This is a genomic window from Kitasatospora sp. NPDC059973 (genome assembly GCF_042737525.1).
Classification (GTDB): domain Bacteria; phylum Actinomycetota; class Actinomycetes; order Streptomycetales; family Streptomycetaceae; genus Kitasatospora.
Genome location: NZ_JBHWUI010000072.1, coordinates 1 through 19372 on the forward strand (window position 1 = coordinate 1; position 19372 = coordinate 19372).

General features: G+C 74.0%; 20 protein-coding genes. 6 read left to right on the plus strand and 14 right to left on the minus strand.

Annotated features, from left to right (window positions below):
• Positions 1-96: 96 nt before the first annotated feature.
• The 9 genes from ACFWA9_RS20530 to ACFWA9_RS20570 form a co-directional block, all read right to left on the minus strand.
• The gene (locus ACFWA9_RS20530; RefSeq protein ID WP_352294821.1) at positions 97-1152 is read right to left on the minus strand and encodes a hydrogenase expression protein HypE; all 1056 of its coding nucleotides are present in this window, start codon (positions 1150-1152) and stop codon (positions 97-99) included.
• A 619-nt stretch (positions 1153-1771) separates the two neighbouring features.
• A complete protein-coding gene (locus tag ACFWA9_RS20535; RefSeq protein ID WP_380388707.1) occupies positions 1772-2683 on the minus strand; it encodes a glutathione S-transferase C-terminal domain-containing protein in 912 nt (303 codons plus the stop codon).
• Between the two features lie 85 nt (positions 2684-2768).
• Positions 2769-3512, minus strand: coding sequence for a GNAT family N-acetyltransferase (locus tag ACFWA9_RS20540; RefSeq protein ID WP_329486186.1), 744 nt, complete (start codon positions 3510-3512; stop codon positions 2769-2771).
• 179 nt (positions 3513-3691) lie between these two features.
• Positions 3692-3889: a hypothetical protein gene (locus tag ACFWA9_RS20545; protein WP_352294825.1), complete on the minus strand. Its 198-nt coding sequence runs from the start codon at positions 3887-3889 to the stop codon at positions 3692-3694.
• A gap of 136 nt (positions 3890-4025) precedes the next feature.
• Entirely contained in the window at positions 4026-4724 is a 699-nt protein-coding gene (locus ACFWA9_RS20550) for a hypothetical protein (RefSeq protein ID WP_352294826.1), read from the minus strand.
• A 70-nt stretch (positions 4725-4794) separates the two neighbouring features.
• Positions 4795-5742 carry a Gfo/Idh/MocA family oxidoreductase gene (locus tag ACFWA9_RS20555; RefSeq protein WP_329486190.1) on the minus strand — a complete coding sequence of 316 codons (948 nt, stop codon included), beginning with the start codon at positions 5740-5742 and terminating at the stop codon, positions 4795-4797.
• A gap of 302 nt (positions 5743-6044) precedes the next feature.
• Positions 6045-6182 carry a hypothetical protein gene (locus ACFWA9_RS20560; RefSeq protein ID WP_380388710.1) on the minus strand — a complete coding sequence of 46 codons (138 nt, stop codon included), beginning with the start codon at positions 6180-6182 and terminating at the stop codon, positions 6045-6047.
• Between the two features lie 26 nt (positions 6183-6208).
• The gene (locus tag ACFWA9_RS20565) at positions 6209-6916 is read right to left on the minus strand and encodes an alpha/beta fold hydrolase (RefSeq protein ID WP_380388712.1); all 708 of its coding nucleotides are present in this window, start codon (positions 6914-6916) and stop codon (positions 6209-6211) included.
• An 87-nt stretch (positions 6917-7003) separates the two neighbouring features.
• On the minus strand, positions 7004-7402 hold the full coding sequence (locus ACFWA9_RS20570; RefSeq protein WP_380388714.1) for a hypothetical protein: 399 nt from the start codon (positions 7400-7402) through the stop codon (positions 7004-7006).
• Positions 7403-7501: 99 nt separating this feature from the next.
• Between ACFWA9_RS20570 and ACFWA9_RS20575 the strand changes: the two genes are divergently transcribed.
• Positions 7502-8056: a GNAT family N-acetyltransferase gene (locus ACFWA9_RS20575; RefSeq protein WP_329486195.1), complete on the plus strand. Its 555-nt coding sequence runs from the start codon at positions 7502-7504 to the stop codon at positions 8054-8056.
• A 204-nt stretch (positions 8057-8260) separates the two neighbouring features.
• On the opposite strand, the gene ACFWA9_RS20580 is transcribed toward ACFWA9_RS20575, so the two are convergent.
• Positions 8261-8488, minus strand: a complete 228-nt coding sequence (locus ACFWA9_RS20580) for a hypothetical protein (protein WP_329486196.1) — start codon at positions 8486-8488, stop codon at positions 8261-8263.
• Between the two features lie 514 nt (positions 8489-9002).
• Here ACFWA9_RS20580 and ACFWA9_RS20585 point away from each other — a divergent pair.
• From ACFWA9_RS20585 to ACFWA9_RS20595, 3 genes are all read left to right on the plus strand, one after another.
• Entirely contained in the window at positions 9003-9206 is a 204-nt protein-coding gene (locus ACFWA9_RS20585) for a cold-shock protein (RefSeq protein WP_030918248.1), read from the plus strand.
• A 359-nt stretch (positions 9207-9565) separates the two neighbouring features.
• Positions 9566-11149, plus strand: a complete 1584-nt coding sequence (locus ACFWA9_RS20590; RefSeq protein ID WP_380388716.1) for a DEAD/DEAH box helicase — start codon at positions 9566-9568, stop codon at positions 11147-11149.
• Between the two features lie 106 nt (positions 11150-11255).
• Positions 11256-11651, plus strand: coding sequence for a CBS domain-containing protein (locus ACFWA9_RS20595; RefSeq protein ID WP_380388718.1), 396 nt, complete (start codon positions 11256-11258; stop codon positions 11649-11651).
• Between the two features lie 84 nt (positions 11652-11735).
• Here ACFWA9_RS20595 and ACFWA9_RS20600 read toward each other — a convergent pair whose 3' ends face one another.
• The 3 genes from ACFWA9_RS20600 to tdh form a co-directional block, all read right to left on the minus strand.
• The gene (locus ACFWA9_RS20600) at positions 11736-12647 is read right to left on the minus strand and encodes a LysR family transcriptional regulator (protein ID WP_329486199.1); all 912 of its coding nucleotides are present in this window, start codon (positions 12645-12647) and stop codon (positions 11736-11738) included.
• Positions 12648-12998: 351 nt separating this feature from the next.
• The gene (locus ACFWA9_RS20605) at positions 12999-14192 is read right to left on the minus strand and encodes a glycine C-acetyltransferase (protein ID WP_380388720.1); all 1194 of its coding nucleotides are present in this window, start codon (positions 14190-14192) and stop codon (positions 12999-13001) included.
• A 29-nt stretch (positions 14193-14221) separates the two neighbouring features.
• A complete protein-coding gene (gene tdh / locus ACFWA9_RS20610; protein WP_329486201.1) occupies positions 14222-15250 on the minus strand; it encodes an L-threonine 3-dehydrogenase in 1029 nt (342 codons plus the stop codon).
• Positions 15251-15724: 474 nt separating this feature from the next.
• Here tdh and ACFWA9_RS20615 point away from each other — a divergent pair, with 474 nt between their 5' ends.
• Positions 15725-17110 (plus strand): serine hydrolase domain-containing protein, encoded by a 1386-nt coding sequence (locus tag ACFWA9_RS20615; protein WP_380388722.1) that lies wholly within the window; start codon positions 15725-15727, stop codon positions 17108-17110.
• A 45-nt stretch (positions 17111-17155) separates the two neighbouring features.
• Here the strand turns inward: ACFWA9_RS20615 and ACFWA9_RS20620 are convergent, their stop codons facing one another.
• A complete protein-coding gene (locus ACFWA9_RS20620; protein ID WP_380388724.1) occupies positions 17156-18217 on the minus strand; it encodes an ATP-dependent DNA ligase in 1062 nt (353 codons plus the stop codon).
• A 66-nt stretch (positions 18218-18283) separates the two neighbouring features.
• Here ACFWA9_RS20620 and ligD point away from each other — a divergent pair, with 66 nt between their 5' ends.
• Positions 18284-19291, plus strand: a complete 1008-nt coding sequence (gene ligD, locus ACFWA9_RS20625) for a non-homologous end-joining DNA ligase (RefSeq protein ID WP_329486204.1) — start codon at positions 18284-18286, stop codon at positions 19289-19291.
• The last annotated feature ends 81 nt before the right edge of the window (positions 19292-19372 follow it).

A 19372-nucleotide genomic window follows, 5' to 3' on the forward strand; every position in this document is an offset into this window, starting at 1 on the left:
GGGGGTGGTGTCTTGGGTGCGTGGGGCCCCGTGGGTGCGGGGGGGGGGGCGGGGGGGGGGGCGCCCCCCCCCGGGGGGGCGCCCCCCCCCGCCTGGTCACCGCGGTGTGCGGTAACCGGTCGTCAGCGTGCGCCCCGGGTGGCGCCACTTCGGTTCCTTGTCGAGGGTCTTCATGGTGATCGAGCGCAGTCGCCGGATCACCGCGCCGTACGCGGAGCTGGCGTTGGCCGAGATGTGCGAGCCCGGCGGCGGGTCCATGAAGGGCATGAACTTGTCCGGGAAGCCGGGCATCGTGCAGGCGATGCAGATGCCGCCCACGTTGGGACAGCCGCCGATGCCGTTGATCCAGCCGCGCTTGGTGACGTTGCACTTGACGACCGGGCCCCAACAGCCCAGCCGCACCAGGCACTCCGGGGTGCCGTACTCGGTGGCGAACTGGCCCTGCTCGTAGTAGCCGCCGCGGTCGCAGCCCTCGTGCACGGTGGCGCCGAACAGCCAGGTCGGGCGCAGCTTGTCGTCCAGCGGGATCATCGGCGCGGAGCCGGCCAGCTGGTAGAGCAGGTAGGTCAGGGTCTCGGAGAAGTTGTCGGGCTGGATGGGGCAGCCCGGCACGCAGACGATGGGCAGGCCGGCCTTGGACTTCCAGTCCCAGCCCAGGTAGTCGGGGACGCCCATGGCACCGGTCGGGTTGCCGGCCATGGCGTGGATGCCGCCGTAGGTGGCGCAGGTGCCGATCGCGACCACCGCCGTGGCCTTGGGCGCGAGCCGGTCCAGCCACTCACTGGTGGTGATCGGCTGACCGGTCCGCGGATCGTCGCCGAAACCGCACCAGTAGCCCTCCTCCTTGATGCTCTCGTTCGGGATGGATCCCTCGACGACCAGGACGAACGGGTCGAGTTCCCCGCGGTCCGCCTTGAAGAACCACTCCACGAAGTTGTCCGCGCCCTGGACCGGCCCGCACTCGAAGTCGATCAGCGGCCAGTGGACGGCGATCTTCGGCAGGCCCGGCAGCGCGCCGGTGACGATCTCCTCGATGCTCGGCTGCATGGCCGCGGTCAGGGAGACCGAGTCACCGTCGCAGCTCAGGCCCGCGTTGATCCAGAGAATGTGCACCACGTCAGCGTCGGTGGCGCTCGTTGCTGCAGCACCCATGAGGATGCCTCCTCGGAACTGGGAGCCGGACAAAAAGGCTCAAACCAGTCATAGCAGCGGTTGCGGCGGCCCGCCGGTCCGCAGGGCCGGGCGAGCACCCGGACGGAGCGCAAGCCGGGACGGCCGTTCGGAGCAGCCGGGCGGTCACCCCTGCGGGCGGCAGGGAGGACGGCGCGGGGGCGGTGCGGAGCGGGCCGGAGGCCGTCCGGGCGACCGCGCCCCGGCATCGGGGCGGCGCCGGCGAATTTGACATGACTGAACCAGGCCCCGAGCGGGCATACCGTCAGTAGCCCGCCGAAGGGCCCCGGTTGAAGCTCCCCCACGAGCGCAACCGAGGCCCCGGCCGGCGACCGGGCCTGGACGTGACTCCCCCCACGGAGCGGCGGCCAGGCCCGCATGCTGTACAACCAGCGATACGCAGCGTACATGTCATATCCACGTACCGCTACCGGGCGGACGTCCGGAGGTCGACCGACGGCCCGTCAGGGCGCCGCCGCCGCGCCCGGGCGACCGGTCGGCGCCCTGGTCAGCGGCGCCCACCACAGACGGAACGGCCGGTGCACCGGGGATGGTTCCCGGTGCACCGGCCGTTCGGGTCCGCGGCCCCGGGCCGCCGGACTCAGGCGGGGAGCGGACGCTCCACCGGGGCGTGCCAGTCCGGGACGCTCGCGCCCGACTCGGTGAAGGCGGCGAAGTCCGTGGTGCCGGTGAACGGCTTCCGCTGGTAGAGATCGCGGGCGTAGGCCCACAGGTGCGGGTACGCGGCCAGACCGGGGTTCACCGCGCGCGCGTGGTTGGGCCCGACGTCGTAGCGCACCAGCGTCACCCAGAGCCGCACATCGGCCTCGGTCAGCCGGTCGCCCAGCAGGTAACGGCTGGTGGCCAGCCGGGCGTCCAGCTCCGCGAAGGTCTCCAGCAGCAGGGTGCGGGCCGCGAGCGCGGCGTCCCCGGTGCCGGCCGCCGCGCCCGCGCCGTGGTTCACGGCCGGACCCAGCCGGGCGTCCAGCGCGTCGATCTCGGCCCGGAGGTCCTCCGGATAGGTGTCGGCGCCGTTGCTCCACCGGCCGAACTGGGTCGCCAGGTCGATGCCTATGGTCCGGAAGTCGTTGCTGACCACCCGGCCGGTCCGGCGGTCCCAGAGCGTCGGCACCGAGATGTGCCCGTCGAAACCGGGCTCGGTCCGCTCGTACGCGTCGCGCAGCAGGGTGAACCCGTTCACCGGGTCCGGCCCGTAGGTCTCCCGGAAGGCCCAGCCGCGGCCGTCACGGCGGCCGTCGACGTAGGAGACCGAGACGACGTCCTCCAGCCCGTTGAGCGCGCGCTGGATGGTGGTGCGCTGCGCCCAGGGGCAGAACCAGCCGGCGTAGATGTGGTAGCGGCCGGGCTCGGCGGCGAAGCCGCTGCTCCCGTCGGCGGTGATCCGCCCGGTGAAGCGGTACAGCGGGCGCTCGTCGCCGGGAGCCCTGGTGATCCGGTACTCGCCGTGGACGGCGGTGTCGGCGGGGCTGGCGTAGTGCGCGTTCTGACTCACATCGAACTCCTCGGACTCCTCGGAAGGGTGGAACGGTGCGGCTCGGCGGGTGGTCTCGGTGCGGAGGCGGGGCGCCGGGGCTTCGTCACGCGCCCGGGCCCCCGCCGGGCGTCCGCAGGCCCAGGAAGGTGACGTGCCGGCGCAGCCGGAACCCCAGCGACTCGTAGAGCCGGATCGCGGTGGTGTTCTCGGCGGAGGTGTGCAGGAACGGCGTGTCGCCCCGCTCACGGATCCCGGCCGCGACCGCCCGGACCAGCCGGGAGCCGAGCCCCCGGCCCCGGTGGGACTCGGCCGTGCAGACGGCGCTGATCTCGGTCCAGCCCGGCGGGCGCAGGCGCTCCCCCGCCATCGCGACCAGCGCGCCGCCGCGGCGGATGCCCAGGTAGCCGCCGAGTTCGATGGTCCGGGGCAGGAACGGGCCGGGCCGGGCGTGCTCCACCAGCGCCAGCATCTCCGGTACGTCGGCGGGGCCCAGTCGGACGGCCTCCTCGTCGGGCCGGGCCCGGACGCCGTCGTCCACCAGCTGGACGCCCCGGCCCCGCAGCAGGATCTCCCAGTCGGCCGGTACGGCGTCCGGGGAGCCGGTGGCGGCGACGACGGCGCCCGGGCCGTACAGCGCCGCGACGTCCCGCCAGGTCTCCCGGTCGGGCCGGTCGGGGAGGGCGACGAACGGCGACACGTCGGCCGGGTAGCGCAGCACCTCACCGCTTCGCTCGGCCAGGTGGGCGTGCGGGCCGAGCAGGGCGGCGCGGGCGGGGTTGTCCAGGGGGTGGCGCCGCTCGGCGGTGTCCGGGGCGTCGTCGGGGATGAGCACGGGGTACTGGGGCATGCGGGAGCCGTTCCTCGATCTCGGTCTTCTCGGTCGCGTCGGCCCGGGGCGTCGCCGGCCGGGGGCAGGACCTCGGGCGGCCGCCGGCAGGCCGGGCGGGCGGCACGGGCCACGGCGGAGCGGGGCTGCCGGGCGCACCGGGGCGCCGGGCACGCGTGACGACGGGCGGTTACGGGCGGTTACGGGCGACAGAGGCCGGTCGGGGAGCCGACCCCGTCGATCCAGCGGCGCCGCACCAGCCGGGCGCCACCGGGCCGGATGCCGACGGTCCGGGTGCCGGCGGCCGCGTGGGCTCCGGCCTGCGGGCGGAACGCCGCGCGCGGCCGCAGCGGGTGTCCGAAGACCACCCGCCCGCCCCGCAGTTGGCGTGCGTGCATCGCCCGTCCGTTTCGCGTCCGGCAACCGTGAAGGTCCACAGTACCGCTCGACCGGCCCGGGACCAGGGGCAATCCCGAATCGCCGGACGCCGACGCCGGGCCGAAACAGTGCCGTCGCACCGTGCTCACAGCGCGTTCACTGCAGGATGTTGATCGCCCGGGCGACGACCAGGGCGCCCAGCGCGAGGGAGGTCGCCGCCTGCGCCATCATCAGCAGCTTGGCCCACCGTCTGACCGCCGAGACGTCGGTGGGGCTGAAGGCCGTGGCGGTCCAGAAGGAGAGCGTCAGGTAGTCGGCGAACCGCGGCACCCAGGCGGCCGGCGCGTGGTCCGGGTACTGCATCTCGGGGAACACGAACGCCGGGTTCGCGAAGGGCCGGTGGGCGCGGGCGGCGGCGCCGCCGCGGTCCAGGCTCCAGTACCAGAGCGCGAAGGCCACCACGTTCGTCACCCAGACCACGCCGCCGGTCGCCAGCAGCCCGACGGCGTTGTTCGCGAACAGCTTGTTGTCGGTCAGGATGTCCACCACCAGATGGACGCCCGCGAACACGTTGGCCACCGTGATGGCGCCGATCAGCAGCTGGGTGACGACCCGGAGCCAGGCCTTCTGCCGGTCGATCCGGCCCGGGTCGCCGATGATCAGCACCGCCAGCAACGAGCCCACGGCGACCGGCAGCACCCAGGCGGGGTCGACCCGGTAGCGGGCCGGCAGCGTCACGTGGAGCATCGCGACGACCGCGACCGCCAGCACCACCGGCCACCAGTGCTCGCCGCTCACCGCGGCCCGGTCCGGCGTCACCCGCCGCGGATCCGTCGGGTGGGGGCTGGAGGGCATGCCCCATTGTCACCTCGCGGCCCGGATCGCGGCCGCAGGCTCACCAGCCGGGGCCGGGGCGGGGCGGCTCCTACCGGGTGGCGGCCGTCGCCGTTCCCTCCAGGCGCCCGACGATCAGCTCGCAGAGCTCATGGGTGCGCAGGGCGTCGTGGGCGTCGATCGTCTTCCCGGTCCGGACGGCGTCGAGGAAGGCGAGGACGACCTGCTCGATGCCGCGCTGGCGGGCCACCGGGACCCAGTCGCCGCGACGGCGGATCGTGGGCTGGCCGCGGTGGTCGATCACGTCGGCGAGGTTGTGGACCTCGCGCTTGGAGTCCCCGCCGGAGACCTGGAGGATCTCCTCGGTGGAGCCGGAGACGCGGTTCATGATGCCCAGGGCGGTGAAGCCCTCACCGGAGAGGGTGAGGACGACGTGCTCGACGAGGCCGTCGCGCACCCGGGAGCGGACGTCGACCTGCTCGATCTCCCCGGGCGCCAGGAAGCGCAGCAGGTCCACCACGTGGATGAAGTCGTCGAAGACCATCGAGCGGGGCGCCTCGGGCAGGCCCTCGCGGTTCTTCTGCAGGACGATCAGGTCGCGCGGCCGCTCCTTCGCCTGCACGTAGCCGGGCGCGTAGCGGCGGTTGAAACCGACCATCAGCGAGCGGCCCGTGCGGTCGGCGAGGTCGACCAGCCGGCGGGACCCGTCCAGGGTCTGGTCGAGCGGCTTGTCCACGTAGACGTCGACCCCGGCCGTCAGCAGCTGCTCGACGATCGGGACGTGCTGGTCGGTGGCGGCGTGCACGAAGGCGGCCCGGATGCCGCTGCCGATCAGCGCGCCGAGGTCGGTGAACCGGTGCTCGGGCGCGATCCGGTGGGCCTCGCCGATCCGGTCCAGCTTGGCCCGGTCCCGGGTCATCAGGCGCAGGTCGAGGCCGGGCAGCGTGCCGAGGACCGGGAGGTAGGCCTTCTGGGCGATGTCACCGAGCCCGATCACCCCGACGGGGAGGAGAGCGTCGGGGGCGGAGGTCAGGCTCATCGGTGCTCCAGTGGTCCGGACGATCATCGGCCCGGCCCACCCTACTCGCCGCTCCCCCGGCGGCCGGCGGGGTGGCCCGGCGCACCCGGCGGACGCGTGCGGCGGTGCCGGCGCGGTGGGGCCCCGACCGGTGGCCGGGGCCCCACCGTCCCCCGCTCAGTCGACGTCGAGCGCCCGCGTCAGCGAGCGGTCCGCCACGCGGCGGCCGGCCGTGACGGTGGACCCGCCGGGGCGGGCCGCCCAGGCGCGCGCGGCGGTGTCCCGGGTCCGCACCGCCCGCAGCGGGGTGCTCTTTCGGGCGGTCAGCCGGCCGAGGCCGATCGCCTCGCCGGCGGGCAGCGACCACAGGTCGGCCCGCTCAGCAGGGCGGCCTCGGCGGTGAGGTCCAGTCGCGCGAGGGCGGCCTCGACGGCGGCCTCGCGCCTGACGCCGGCGGTCACGGCGAACTCCTCGTCCTCGTCATGGTTCAGATCCAGCCGTCGAGCGCGGCCAGGAAACCGTCGTGATCGTCCCGGTGGACGGTGTGGCCGGCGCCGGGCACGGTGCGCACCTCGAAGCCCCGGGCGCGCAGCAGTTCGGCGTCCCCGGCGCTCACCAGGAAGCTCCGGTCGGCCAGGAGCACCAGCGAGGGCACGGCCGGTGCGGCCGGCAGGCCGCACTCCTGGCCGGACAGGGCGAGTGCGGACTCCTCGTCCCAGGCCGCGAGGGTGGCGAGTTCGACGTCCACGTCGGCGGCCTCCCAGCGGGGGTTGAACCCGGCGATCTGCTCCCGGGTGGCGTGCCGGAACTCCACGAACATCCGCGGGTCGGCGCCCTCGATCCGGCCGAACTGCCAGGCCGGGTCGACGTACACGGCGCGGGCCGGCTTCAGCCGCTCGACCGCGCCCAGCAGGCTGATGCCGCCGAGCGAGTGGCCGACGGCCAGCTCCGCGCCGGCCGGCAGGGCCTCGACGAGGTCCTCGGCGTAGGCCTCCAGGGCGTACCGCTCCTGCGGGCTCCCGCCGGTACCGCGCGGGCTCCGGCCGTGGCCGCGCTGGTCGACGGCGATGACGCGGTACCCGCGCGCGGCCAGGGCCGGGCCGACCCGCCGCCAGGTGCGGTGGTCGGACATGATGCCGTGCACCAGCAGGGCGACGCGGTCGCCGGAACCCCACTCCTGGGTGTGCAACTTCACGAGATCGAAACCTCTCTGGGAACGCTCGGGTGGGCGGACTTACTCGGTCGGGTGAACGTCGTGGGTGTGCCGGAGGTGCCGGCGTACTCAGCGAACACCGCGGACCGGCTTCGGCGCGAGGGCGCCGAGCCCGGCGAGGGCCGCGCCGAGCAGGAACAGCGGGGTGCGGCCGCCGAGGCCGGGCACGACGGAGGCGACGAAGGGCGCCAGGATCCGCGGCCGGGCGTTGACGATGTCGAGCCCGCCCATGTCCCGGGCGTCGTCCGCCTTGGGCAGCACCAGGGTGACCGGCGCGGTGTCGACGGCCGTGGAGCGGCCGAAGGCCAGTCCGTTGACCACGGAGAAGACGATCATGCCGGGCCGCCCGAGGCCGACCACCGGCCATCCGGCCCTGCCGGGCGGGGAGGAGCTCGCCGCCCCGGTCGACCGGTCGGTGAACGAGCCCGGCCGGGTGCCCGCTACCCGGAACCTGCTGGGCGTGCGCATGGTCGTCCGCGAGTCGGCCTCACTCCGCCCCCGCGCCGGGCCTCCCCCGACGGGAGAATCCGGTTGTGACCGGGACGGCTCGTGGGCGAGGCTCTCGGCATGACCACTCCGCCCGAGTCGATCACGCTGGACGACCTCACGCTCCGCCGCTTCGACGGCGAGGCGGACCTTCCCGAGCTCTTCCGGGTCATCGAGGAGTCCCTGGAGCACCTCCGCCCGTGGATGCCCTGGGTCGCCACGCACAGCCCCGACGCCACCCGTGCCTTCCTGGCCGGCCGCGCCGAGCAGTGGGAGAGCGGCGCCGCGTTCACCTACGCGATGGTGACGGAGCGGGGCATCGTCGGCGCCTGCCAGCTGTTCCGCCGCGAGGGCCTGCCGGGCGACGGCCTGGAGATCGGCTACTGGCTGCACCCCGCCGCCACCGGCCGCGGTCTGGCCACCAGAGCCGTCCGGGCCCTGGTCGACGAGGCGTTCCTGCTGCCCGGCGTCGACCACGTCGAGATCGTCCACGACCCGGCGAACCGGGCGAGCGGCGCCGTACCGGCGCGCCTCGGCTTCGCCGAGCACCTCTGCCGGCCCGCCGAGCGCCTCGCGCCCGCCCAGACCGGGGTGGACAAGGTCTGGCGGCTGACCCGGGCGCGGACAGGCCTGTGACCGGCCGCGCCGGACGGGAGACCGGGGCGGCAGAGACAGCGCGGCCGGAGCATGGAGGGAGTGCCCGGCGCCGCTAGGGCAGACGGACGGGCCGGCCGCCGGAACTCCACGGCGGCACGGGTGCCGGGCCGGTGCGGCGGGACAGCACCGCGCCCCCGGGGCCGCACGGCCCCGGGGCGCCCCGGGTGGAGGTCGAACCGCGGATCAGAGCTTGAACATGGCGGTGTACGGCTGGGTGATCCGTTCCTGCCGTGAACCGAAGTCGACCAGTACCGCGATGTCACCGCCACCCTCGACGGCGATGGCCCGGCCGAGGCCGTACGTGTCGTGGGTGACCCTGTCGCCGACGGCGAACCGTTTGAGAGGAGCTTCGACCCGGGCCTTGAAGGGGCTGGTGGGCAGAGTACGCCGGACTGCTGCTGATTTCGTCATCTCCCCCAGTATGCGCCGGAACTCGCCCCAGCGGGCCCTCCGGAAGGTCTCGAATTCGCACATAACCGGAATCCGTATGGTGCGGTTCACCACCGCGCCGACGGAATTTCGCGGGCGCGGACGGTCTGCCACCGGCGCGAACCGCGTCGGCGGGGGCGGTCAGCGCACCTGTGCCCGCCGCTCTTTCGAGCGATTCGCAGGCCCGGCCGACCCCGCGCACCGGGACGCCAACTCCGCCGGGCGGCCGACCGGTTGGCGCTGCTTCCGCCGCCGCGACAGCCGGCCCCGGGCGGGGCCGCGGAGCCGCCGGGGGTGAATCGCTCCACCACGGAGACCCCCGGCCTGCTAGAGTCGAATGAGTTGCAGTAGTGGTTCCCATGAACTTTGTGTGGGCCTGCTGAGGTCTCGCAGGCGCATTTTTGTTTCCCGGCTCTTCCCCGGGTGGGTCATCATCGCGGCATCTCGGAGCACGCACCGTGCGAGCTCCGGACAGCCCCTTGAAGGAGATTTCTTTATGGCTAATGGCACTGTGAAGTGGTTCAACGCGGAAAAGGGCTTCGGCTTCATCGAGCAGGAGGGTGGCGGCCCCGACGTCTTCGCCCACTACTCGAACATCAACGCCAACGGCTTCCGTGAGCTGCTCGAGGGCCAGAAGGTCGAGTTCGACGTCACGCAGGGCCAGAAGGGCCCGCAGGCCGAGAACATTCGTCCGCTGTAGTTTCTGCCACGGCACCCGCCCGGCAGCGAGGGGCCCGCACCGCGTTCATGCCTGGTGCGGGCCCCTCGGCTTTTCGCAGGACCCACCGCTGCCCGGGCTTCATTCCCGGCTCCGCCACCGGCGGCCTTCCCCACGCGAGCTGCTCCGCGCCGCGTCCGGGTCGGCGCCCCGCCGTGATGACTCACGGTTCGAGGTTCTTCGCTCCCGCCCGCGCGGTGAGCGCCGACCGTAGGTGACGTGCCGCACGGTTTCACCGTCCACGCTCCGCCAGTTCCGGCCCGTTCCTTGCAGCCTCCGCCCGGATTACCCGTGGGCGCGGAGCCTTCCTCGTGACGTGCCACCTTGAGGAAGGTCTCCAGATGAATCGCTCCAGTCGCTCCTCGTACCAGAATTCCGAGTCCCGCTCCGGCGGCGGCTCGTACGGCTCCCGTTCCGGCGGGGGCGGTTCCTCGTACGGCTCCCGCTCGGGTGGTGGCGGCGGCTCCTACGGCTCGCGTTCCGGTGGTGGTGGCTCCTCGTACGGCTCCCGTTCGGGCGGCGGTCCGAGGCGGCGCCAGAGCTCCTCCATGCAGGGCGAGTTCGCGATGCCGGTCAGCACCACCCCGGCCCTGCCGGCCGTCGAGACCTTCGACCAGCTCGACATGCCGAAGGCCCTGCTGTCGGTGCTCACCCGCCAGGGCGTCACCTCGCCGTTCCCGATCCAGGCCGCGACGCTGCCGAACTCGCTGGCGGGCCGGGACGTCCTCGGCCGCGGCCGGACCGGCTCCGGCAAGACCATCGCCTTCGGCCTCGCGCTGCTGGCCCGCATCGCCGGCCGGCAGGCCGAGCCGGGCCGGCCGCTGGCTCTCGTCCTGGTGCCCACCCGTGAGCTCGCACAGCAGGTCACCGAGGCGCTCACCCCCTACGCCCACTCGGTGCGGCTGCGGCTCGCCACCGTGGTCGGCGGGGTCTCGATCGGCCGCCAGGCCCAGATCCTGGGCCGGGGCGCGGAGGTCGTCGTGGCCACTCCCGGCCGCCTCAAGGACCTGATCCAGCGCGGCGCCTGCCGGCTCGACAGCGTCGGGATCACCGTCCTCGACGAGGCCGACCAGATGGCCGACATGGGCTTCCTGCCGCAGGTCATCGAGCTGCTCGACCAGGTCGAGGCCGACAGCCAGACGATGCTGTTCTCCGCCACCCTGGACCGCAACGTCGACCGCCTGGTGCGCCGGTTCCTCAAGGACCCGGTCACCCACTCGGTGGACCCGTCCGCCGGGGCGGTCAGCACCATGGAGCACCACGTCCTGCACGTGCAGAACGGCGACAAGAACGCCACGATCGCCCACATCGCCTCGCGCGAGGGCGGCGTGATCATGTTCACCGACACCAAGCACGGCGCCGACCGGCTGGTGGACGAGCTGCTCGCCAGCGGGGTGAAGGCGGCCGCGCTGCACGGCGGGAAGTCCCAGCCCCAGCGCACCCGCACCCTCCAGCAGTTCCGCAACGGCCAGGTCACCGCCCTGATCGCGACCAACGTCGCGGCCCGCGGCATCCACGTCGACGGCCTCGACCTGGTCGTCAACCTGGACCCGCCGACCGACCACAAGGACTACCTGCACCGCGGCGGCCGCACCGCCCGGGCGGGCGAGTCCGGCACCGTCGTGACGCTCGTCCTGCCCAACCAGCGCCGCGAGACGGCCCGGATGATGGCCACCGCCGGCATCACCCCCGAGTCCACCCGGGTCCACTCCACCGATGACGAGCTGGCCCGCATCACCGGCGCCCGCGTGCCCACCGGCGTGCCCGTGGTGATCGCCGACCCCGTGGTCGAGCGGCCCCGGCGCAGCGCTTCGGGCGGTCGCAACCGCCGCAGCCGCCCCACCTCGGCCGGCCGCGGCCAGCAGGGTGGCGGCACCGGCGGCGCCCGCCGTGGCGGGCCGCGGCGCGTCGACCTGGCCGCGTAGGCCCCGCGTCCGGCCGGACACCCGCGGGCCGGGCCCAGCCGCGGCAGCACCGTCGAGCACCTCCCTGATCGCCGCCGTCACCGGTGGACCGACCCGAAGGAGCCCCATGACCATGGCCCTCGAACACCCCGCCGACTTCGCCGCCGACGCCCTGACCACGGTCGGGGACGTGATGACCCGACCCGAGCTGCAGATCAGTGACGACGTCATGGTCGACACCGCGCTGGACATCCTGCTCAGCTCCGGCGCCCCGCACGCCCTGGTCCGTGACGAGGAGGGCCGCTGCGCCGGGCTGCTGACCCGTCTGCACCTCGCGCCGTTCCGGGCCCGCTCCTGGTACACCGAGCGCACCCCGGTGCGGGCGGTGAAACACGACCGCGCGCCGTTCGCCACCGCCGGGATGCCGGCCGCCACCGCGGCGGCCACCATGCGCGCCCGCGGTCTGGACACCTGGCCGGTGGTGGACGACGACGGGCACGTCATCGGTCTGCTCAGCATCTGAGTCCCACCCGGGACCCCGCCTTCCCCGGCCCACCGGGGGGAGTCGGGGTCCTCGTGGTTTCCGGGGCCGCCGCCCCGGGCGCGGTCACCCGGTGGCGGCGGCCACCTCGGTGAGGGCCTCCAGCACCGGGCGGATCAACGGGTGGCCGTCGGCGCCGGCCCGGACGGCGGCGAAGACCCGGCGGGTGGCGAGCGCGCTGTCCACCGGCCGCACCGCGACCCGTCCGAGATCCACCCCGAGCAGGGCGGACCGGGGCACCAGCGCCACCCCCGCACCGGCCGAGGCCAGCGCCACGACGGCGCGGAAGTCGTCCGAGGAGTGCACCAGACGCGGCTGGAACCCGGCGTGCTCGCAGGCCAGCAGCACCACGTCGTGGCACGGATTGCCCGGGTAGGGCCCGATCCACGGCTCGGCGGCCAGGTCGGCGACGGCGATCGGCCCCTCCCCGGCGGCCAGCGGATGGCCGAGCGGCAGCACCGCCTCGAACGGTTCGGCGTACAGCGGCACCCGGGTGAGCCGGGCGTCGTCGGCCCGCGGCGCCCCCCGGTACTCGACGGCCACCGCCAGGTCGGCCCGCCCCTCCAGGACCATCGGCAGGCTGGCGTCGCCCTCCGCGTCCAGCACCTTGAGGCGGACGCCGGGCGCCCGGGCGGCGAGGGTCCCGATGGCGGGCGCCAGCACCAGGGAGATCCCGGTGGCGAAGGAGGCCACGGTGACCTCACCGGCCACACCGGCGCTGTAGGCGGCGAGATCCGCCTCGGCCCGTTCCAGCTGGGCGAGGACGGCGTCGGCGTGGCCGAGCAGGATCTCCCCGGCGGCGGTGAGCCGCACCCCCCGGCCCTCGCGGGCGAGCAGGTGGTGGCCGGTCTCCTGCTCCAGCGCGGCCAGCTGCTGGGACACCGCCGAGGGGGTGAGGTAGAGGGCGGCCGCCGCGGCGGTCACCGTGCGGTGGTCCGCCACGGCCCGCAGGGTCCGCAGCCGTCGTGCGTCGATCACACGCCAATTCTGCCAGCGTGCCGCGGGGTGCCGGAGCCACCGGGGGGACGTCCGGCGGCGCAGCGGGGGGAACAACGGGCGGCGCCGTGGGCGGGCGGAACAGCGGCGGCGCCGTGGGCGGGCGGGTCCGCCGAAACCGCGAACGGGAGTGGGGCGTCGGCCGGGCCGACGTCCCACTCCCGGGCGGGAGGGTGGGGCAGTTGGTCTCTGGTGGTGCGCCGCGGCGCACCGTGCGGCGGCGGGGTGCCGAGCGGACGTGGTGCGCCGCACGGCGGCCCGGGGGTGCCCGTGGCGCGTCCGGTTCCGGGCGGACGGGCCACGGGCGGTCCCGGGAGGTGCCCCGGCCGGGGGCTACTCCCCCAGGGCGGCGCGGGCGTCGACGAAGGCCGCCACCACGCGCTCGACGTCCTCGGTGGAGTGCGCGGCGGACAGCTGCACCCGGATCCGGGCCGCGCCGTGCGGCACGACCGGGAAGGAGAAGCCGATCACGTACACGCCGCGCTCCAGCAGCAGCTCGGCGAGCCGGCCGGCCTTGGCCGCGTCGCCGATCATGACCGGGGCGATCGGGTGGTCGCCGGGCAGGATCTCGAAGCCGGCCTCGGTCATCCGCGAGCGGAACAGCGCCGTGTTGGCGGCCAGCTTCTCGCGCAGCTCGGTCGAGCGCTCGACCAGGTCGAGCACCTTCAGCGAGGCGGCGGCGATCACCGGGGCGAGCGAGTTGGAGAACAGGTACGGCCGCGAGCGCTGGCGCAGCAGGGCGACGATCTCGCGGCGCGCCGCGACGTAGCCGCCGGAGGCGCCGCCGAGGGCCTTGCCGAGGGTGCCGGTGATGATGTCGACGCGGTCCATCACACCGTGCAGCTCGGGGGTGCCGCGCCCGTTCGGGCCGACGAAGCCGACCGCGTGCGAGTCGTCGACCATGACCATGGCGTCGTAGCGCTCGGCCAGGTCGCAGATCTCGCGCAGCGGGGCGACGTAGCCGTCCATCGAGAAGACGCCGTCGGTGACGACCAGCCGGCGGCGGGCGCCCTGGGCCTCCTTGAGCTGCTGCTCCAGGTCGGCCAGGTCGCGGTTGGCGTAGCGCAGCCGGCGGGCCTTGCAGAGGCGGATGCCGTCGATGATGCTCGCGTGGTTCAGCGCGTCGGAGATGACGGCGTCGCGCTCGTCGAGCAGGGTCTCGAAGACGCCGCCGTTGGCGTCGAAGCAGGAGGAGTAGAGGATCGTGTCCTCCTGGCCGAGGAATCCGGAGAGGCGGTCCTCCAGCTCCTTGTGGACGTCCTGGGTGCCGCAGATGAACCGGACCGAGGCCATCCCGTAGCCCCAGCGGTCCAGGGCGTCCTTGGCGGCGGTGAGCACCTCGGGGTGGTCGGCGAGGCCGAGGTAGTTGTTGGCGCAGAAGTTCAGTACCTCGCCGGGCTGCCCGCCGGCGGTGACGGTGACGGCGGCGCTCTGCGGGGTGCCGATCACCCGCTCCGGCTTGAACAGGCCGGCCTCGCGGATCTCGTCGAGGGTGGCGGCCAGGTCGTCGCGCACGTTGTCGAACACGGTGTCTCCCTAGAGGGGGTCAGACGGTCTCAGACGGTCCAGTCGAGGATGATCTTGCCGCAGCGGCCGCTCGCGGCCTCGTCGAAGGCGGCCTCGAAGTCGGCGGCGGCGTAGCGGCCGGTGATCACGGGGCTGAGGTCGAGCCCGCCCTCCAGCAGGACGGACATCGCGTACCAGGTCTCGAACATCTCGCGGCCGTAGATGCCCTTGATGGTGATCATCGAGGTGACGACCGAGGCCCAGTCGACCGGGAACTGCTCGGCGGGCAGGCCGAGCATGGCGATCTTCCCGCCGTGGGTCATGTTGGCGATCATCGACTGCATCGCCTCGGGGCGGCCGGACATCTCCAGGCCGACGTCGAAGCCCTCGCGCAGGCCGAGCTTCTGCTGGCCCTCCTCGATGGTGTGCTCGGCCACGTTCAGGGCCAGCGTGACACCGACCTCGCGGGCCAGGTCGAGGCGGTACGGCGAGACGTCGGTGATCATCACGTTGCGCGCACCGGCGTGCTTGGCGACGGCGGCGGCCATGATGCCGATCGGACCGGCACCGGTGATCAGCACGTCCTCACCGACCAGCGGGAAGGAGAGCGCGGTGTGCACGGCGTTGCCGAAGGGGTCGAAGATCGCCGCGACGTCGAGGTCCACCGGGACCCGGTGCACCCAGACGTTGGAGGCGGGCAGCGCGACGAACTCGGCGAAGGCGCCGTCCCGGCCGACCCCGAGGCCGACGGTGTTGCGGCAGAGGTGACGGCGGCCGGCCAGGCAGTTGCGGCACTTGCCGCAGACCAGGTGGCCCTCGCCGCTGACCAGGTCGCCGACCGAGATGTCCGCGACGGCCGCGCCGATCTCGGCCACCTCGCCGACGAACTCGTGGCCGAGGACGAGCGGGGTCCGGATGGTCTGCTGGGCCCAGCCGTCCCACTTGCGGATGTGCAGGTCGGTGCCGCAGATCCCGGTGCGCAGTACCTTGATCAGCACCTCGCCGGGGCCGATGGCAGGCTTCGGGACGTCCATCAGCCAGAGTCCGGGCTCTGCCTTCTGCTTGACGAGTGCCTTCACTGCGGCGGCTCCTGACGCATGGTGGGGCGGCCTGGTGTGGGCAGGCCGACGGGGCCCGGCGGGGTGGCTGCTCCTGCCTCCTCGCACCGAACATGGAGCAATCTGCCTGGTGGGAGGGGGTGCGGTCCATCGAGGAATTCTTAAGGGGCGCCACAGCTGGGCTAAACGATCGTGCCCGAGCCGGGCCCGGCGACCGGCGCGGCGTGCCGGTGGCCACCCGTTCGGCGGAGCGCTGGGGGCGCTCGGCACGGGCGCGGCGGCCCGGCCGGGCGTGAACCGGGCCGGGGTGACTGGGGGTTCGACTGGTTCGGCGCGCCGGCGGTTCCGGGGTGCTTGGGGGTGGGGCCGTTCGGGCCAGTGCGGCGGCGGCCCGCGCGCGGGCCGGTCGTGGCGCGCATACGGTGGCGATCGCTCCCCCCATGGCCCCGTGGAGCGCCGCTCCGGGGCCGTTCGGCCCAGAGAGGCGCTCCGATCATGACGAAGACACGACGGCCGCTCGCCCCGCTCCCCCGCCGCTCCGTGCGGGCGGCCACCGCGGTCCTGGCCCTGACCGGTCTGCTGGCCGCCGCGGGTTGCTCCGGCCGGACGGCGTCCGACCCCCCGCCCGCCGGCGCGGTCACGGCCGTCCCCGCCGCGCTCAGCCCCTCGGCGAGCCCGTCCGGCCCGTCGTCGGGTCCGTCGTCCGGCCCGTCCTCCGCCTCGGGCCCCGCCTCGGGCTCCGCTTCGGGCTCGCCGAGCGCGTCCGGCTCCTCGCCGACGGCCGGCGGCACCGTGGCCGCGCTCACCCCGGACGTCACCGCCCGGCTGGACTCGGCGGTGCAGAAGGTGCTGAGCGAGGCCTCCGTCCCCGGGGTGATGGTCGCTCTGACCACGCCCGACGGCAGCTACCTCAAGGCCTTCGGCGTCTCCGACAAGGTCGCCGGTACGCCGATGGTCACCGGGCTGAACATGCGGATCGGCAGCGAGACCAAGACCTTCACCGTCACCGGGCTGCTCCGGCTGGTCGACCAGGGCAAGGCCGGGCTGGACGACCCGGTCGGCACGTACATCGCGGGCGTGCCCGGCGGGGACACGATCACCCTGCGCCAGCTCGCCGACATGCGCAGCGGCCTCTTCAACTACAGCGCGGACCCGGACTTCCAGCAGGCCGTGGTCAACGACCCGAACCGCGTCTTCACCCCGCAGCAGCTGCTCTCCTACGCCTTCGACCACCCCGCGGACTTCGCCCCGGGCAGCGCCTTCGAGTACAGCAACACCAACACCGTGCTGATCGGCCTGGTGGTGGAGAAGCTGAGCGGGCAGCCGCTCGACGTCTTCCTGAAGCAGCAGGTCTTCGACCCCGCCGGGCTGGGCCGGACGGTCTTCCCGACCGACGCGGCGTTCCCCCAGCCGCACGCCCGCGGGTACACCGACCAGACGCCGGACGGCTCGATCGCGGACGCCACCGACTGGAACCCGTCCTGGGCCTGGGCGGCGGGCGCGGTCATCTCCGACCTGGCCGACATGCAGAAGTGGGCGAAGGTGCTGGCCACCGGCACGCTGCTCAAGCCGGCCACCCAGGCCGAGCGGCTGGTGACGCCGCCCACCCCGCTGCCGGACGTCGGCTACGGGCTCGGGCTGTTCGTCAACCACGGCTGGGTCGGGCACAACGGCTCGCTGCCCGGCTACCAGAGCGCCGTGGTCTACCTGCCGTCGGCGCAGGCCACCCTGGCGGTGCTGCTGAACACGGACATCTCGTCCCAGGGCGAGGAGCCGTCGACGCTCTTCGCCAAGGCGATCACCGAGATCGTCTCGCCGGGGAACGTCTACTCGTTCCCGCCCGCGACGGCGAGCTCGTCGCCGTCCGCCTCGGTGACCTGAGCGGTCCCCCCGGTGACCCGGGGAGCCGACCGGCCGGCGGGCCGGTCAGCTCCCCAGCACCCGGGCCAGGTCGTAGGAGACCGGCTCCTCCAGCTGCGCGTAGGTGCAGCTCTCCGGGGTGCGGTCCGGGCGCCAGCGGCGGAACTGGGCGGTGTGCCGGAACCGGGTGCCCTCCATGTGGTCGTAGGCCACCTCGACCACCCGCTCGGGGCGCAGCGCCACCCAGGAGAGGTCCTTGCCGCCGGTCCAGCGGCTGACCGCGCCGGGCAGCCGGGCATCGGCGTGGGCGGCCTCGTCCGCCCAGCCGCCCCACGGGTGGGCGGAGACGTCCGTCATCCGCAACGGCGCCAGTTCCTCGACGAGTTCACGTCGGCGGGCCATCGAGAAGGCGGCGCAGACGCCGACGTGCTGCAGGCGGCCCTCGGCGTCGTTGATGCCGAGCAGCAGCGAGCCGACCACCGGTCCGCTCTTGTGCTCGCGGTAGCCGGCCACCACGCAGTCGGCGGTGCGCTCGTGCTTGATCTTGAACATGGTCCGCTCCCCCGGCCGGTAGGGCTGGTCCAGCGGCTTGGCCACCACGCCGTCCAGTCCGGCCCCCTCGAACTCGGCGAACCAGCTCTGCGCCAGCTCGCGGTCGGTGGACGCGGGGGCGGTGAAGACCGGGTCGGCGGCCCCGCCGAGCGCCGCCTCCAGGGCCGGGCGGCGCACCGAGAGCGGCTCGTCGAGCAGCGAGACGTCGCCGAGCGCGAGCAGGTCGAAGGCGACGAAGGAGGCGGGGGTGCGCTCGGCCAGCAGCCGCACCCGGCTGGCCGCCGGATGGATCCGCTCCAGCAGCTCCTCGAACCGCAGCCGGCCGTCCCGGGCGATCACCACCTCGCCGTCCAGCACGCAGCGCGGCGGCAGCTCCCGCTTCAGGGCCTCCACCAGTTCGGGGAAGTACCGGGTGAGCGTCTTTCCGGTGCGGCTGCCGAGCTCGACCTCGTGGCCGTCGCGGAAGACGACGGTGCGGAAGCCGTCCCACTTGGCCTCGTACTGCATTCCCGGCGGGATCTTGGCGACCGACTTGGCGAGCATCGGCGCCACCGGCGGCATCACGGGCAGGTCCATGGCTCCGATCCTCGCGCCAACCGTTCCGGGGCGCGCGCCGGGCGGAGCGCGTCTAGCGTGAGAGGCATGGGCGCAGCCGTGGAACTGGATGTCGCCGGGCGCAGCGTACGGCTGTCGAATCCGGACAAGGTGTACTACCCGGAGCGCGGCTTCACCAAGCTGGACGTCGCGCAGTACTACCTGGCCGTGGCGGACGGGGTGCTGCGCGGGCTGCGGGACCGGCCGACCACGCTGCAGCGGTTCCCGGACGGCGTCACGGGCGAGTTCTTCTACCAGAAGCGGGCGCCGAAGGGCCTGCCGGAGTGGCTGCCGACGGCCCGGATCAGCTTCCCGAGCGGGCGGTCCGCCGACGAGATCTGCCCCACCGAGCCGGCCGCCGTGCTCTGGGCCGCCAACCTGGGCTGTCTGACCTTCCACCCGTGGCCGGTGCGGCGCACCGACACCGACCACATCGACGAGCTGCGGATCGACCTCGACCCGCAGCCGGGCACCGACTTCCACGACGCCGCCCTGGCCGCCCACGAACTCCGCGCCGTGCTGGAGGAGCACGGACTGCGCGGCTGGCCCAAGACCTCCGGCGGACGCGGGGTGCACGTGTACGTGCCGCTGGAGCCGCGGTGGACGTTCACCGACGGCCGGCACGCCGTGATCGCGCTCGGCCGGGTGCTGGAGCAGCGGATGCCGGGCCGGGTGACCACCGCGTGGTGGAAGGAGGAGCGCGGCGAGCGGATCTTCGTGGACTACAACCAGATGGCCCGGGACCGTACCATCGCCTCCGCCTACTCGCTGCGCGCCCGCCCTCGGGCGACCGCCTCGACGCCGCTGCGCTGGGAGGAGCTGGACGACGCCGCACCGGAGGACTTCGACCTGCGGACGGTGCCACCGCGGTTCGCCGAACTCGGCGACCTCCAGGCGGAGATGGACGACAAGGCGTACCGGCTGGACGGGCTGCTGGAGCTGTACGAGCGCCAGCTGCGGGACGAGGGGCTGGGCGAGCTGCCGTACCCGCCCGACCATCCGAAGGCCCCCGGCGAGCCGAGCCGGGTGCAGCCGAGCCGGGCCCGGAAGACCTGACGGGGCGGCGGGCACCGCGCGGTGGTCGCATAGGCTGACGCTCTCCGAACGGGTGGAACGGGTGGAACGGGGGGGGCGTCG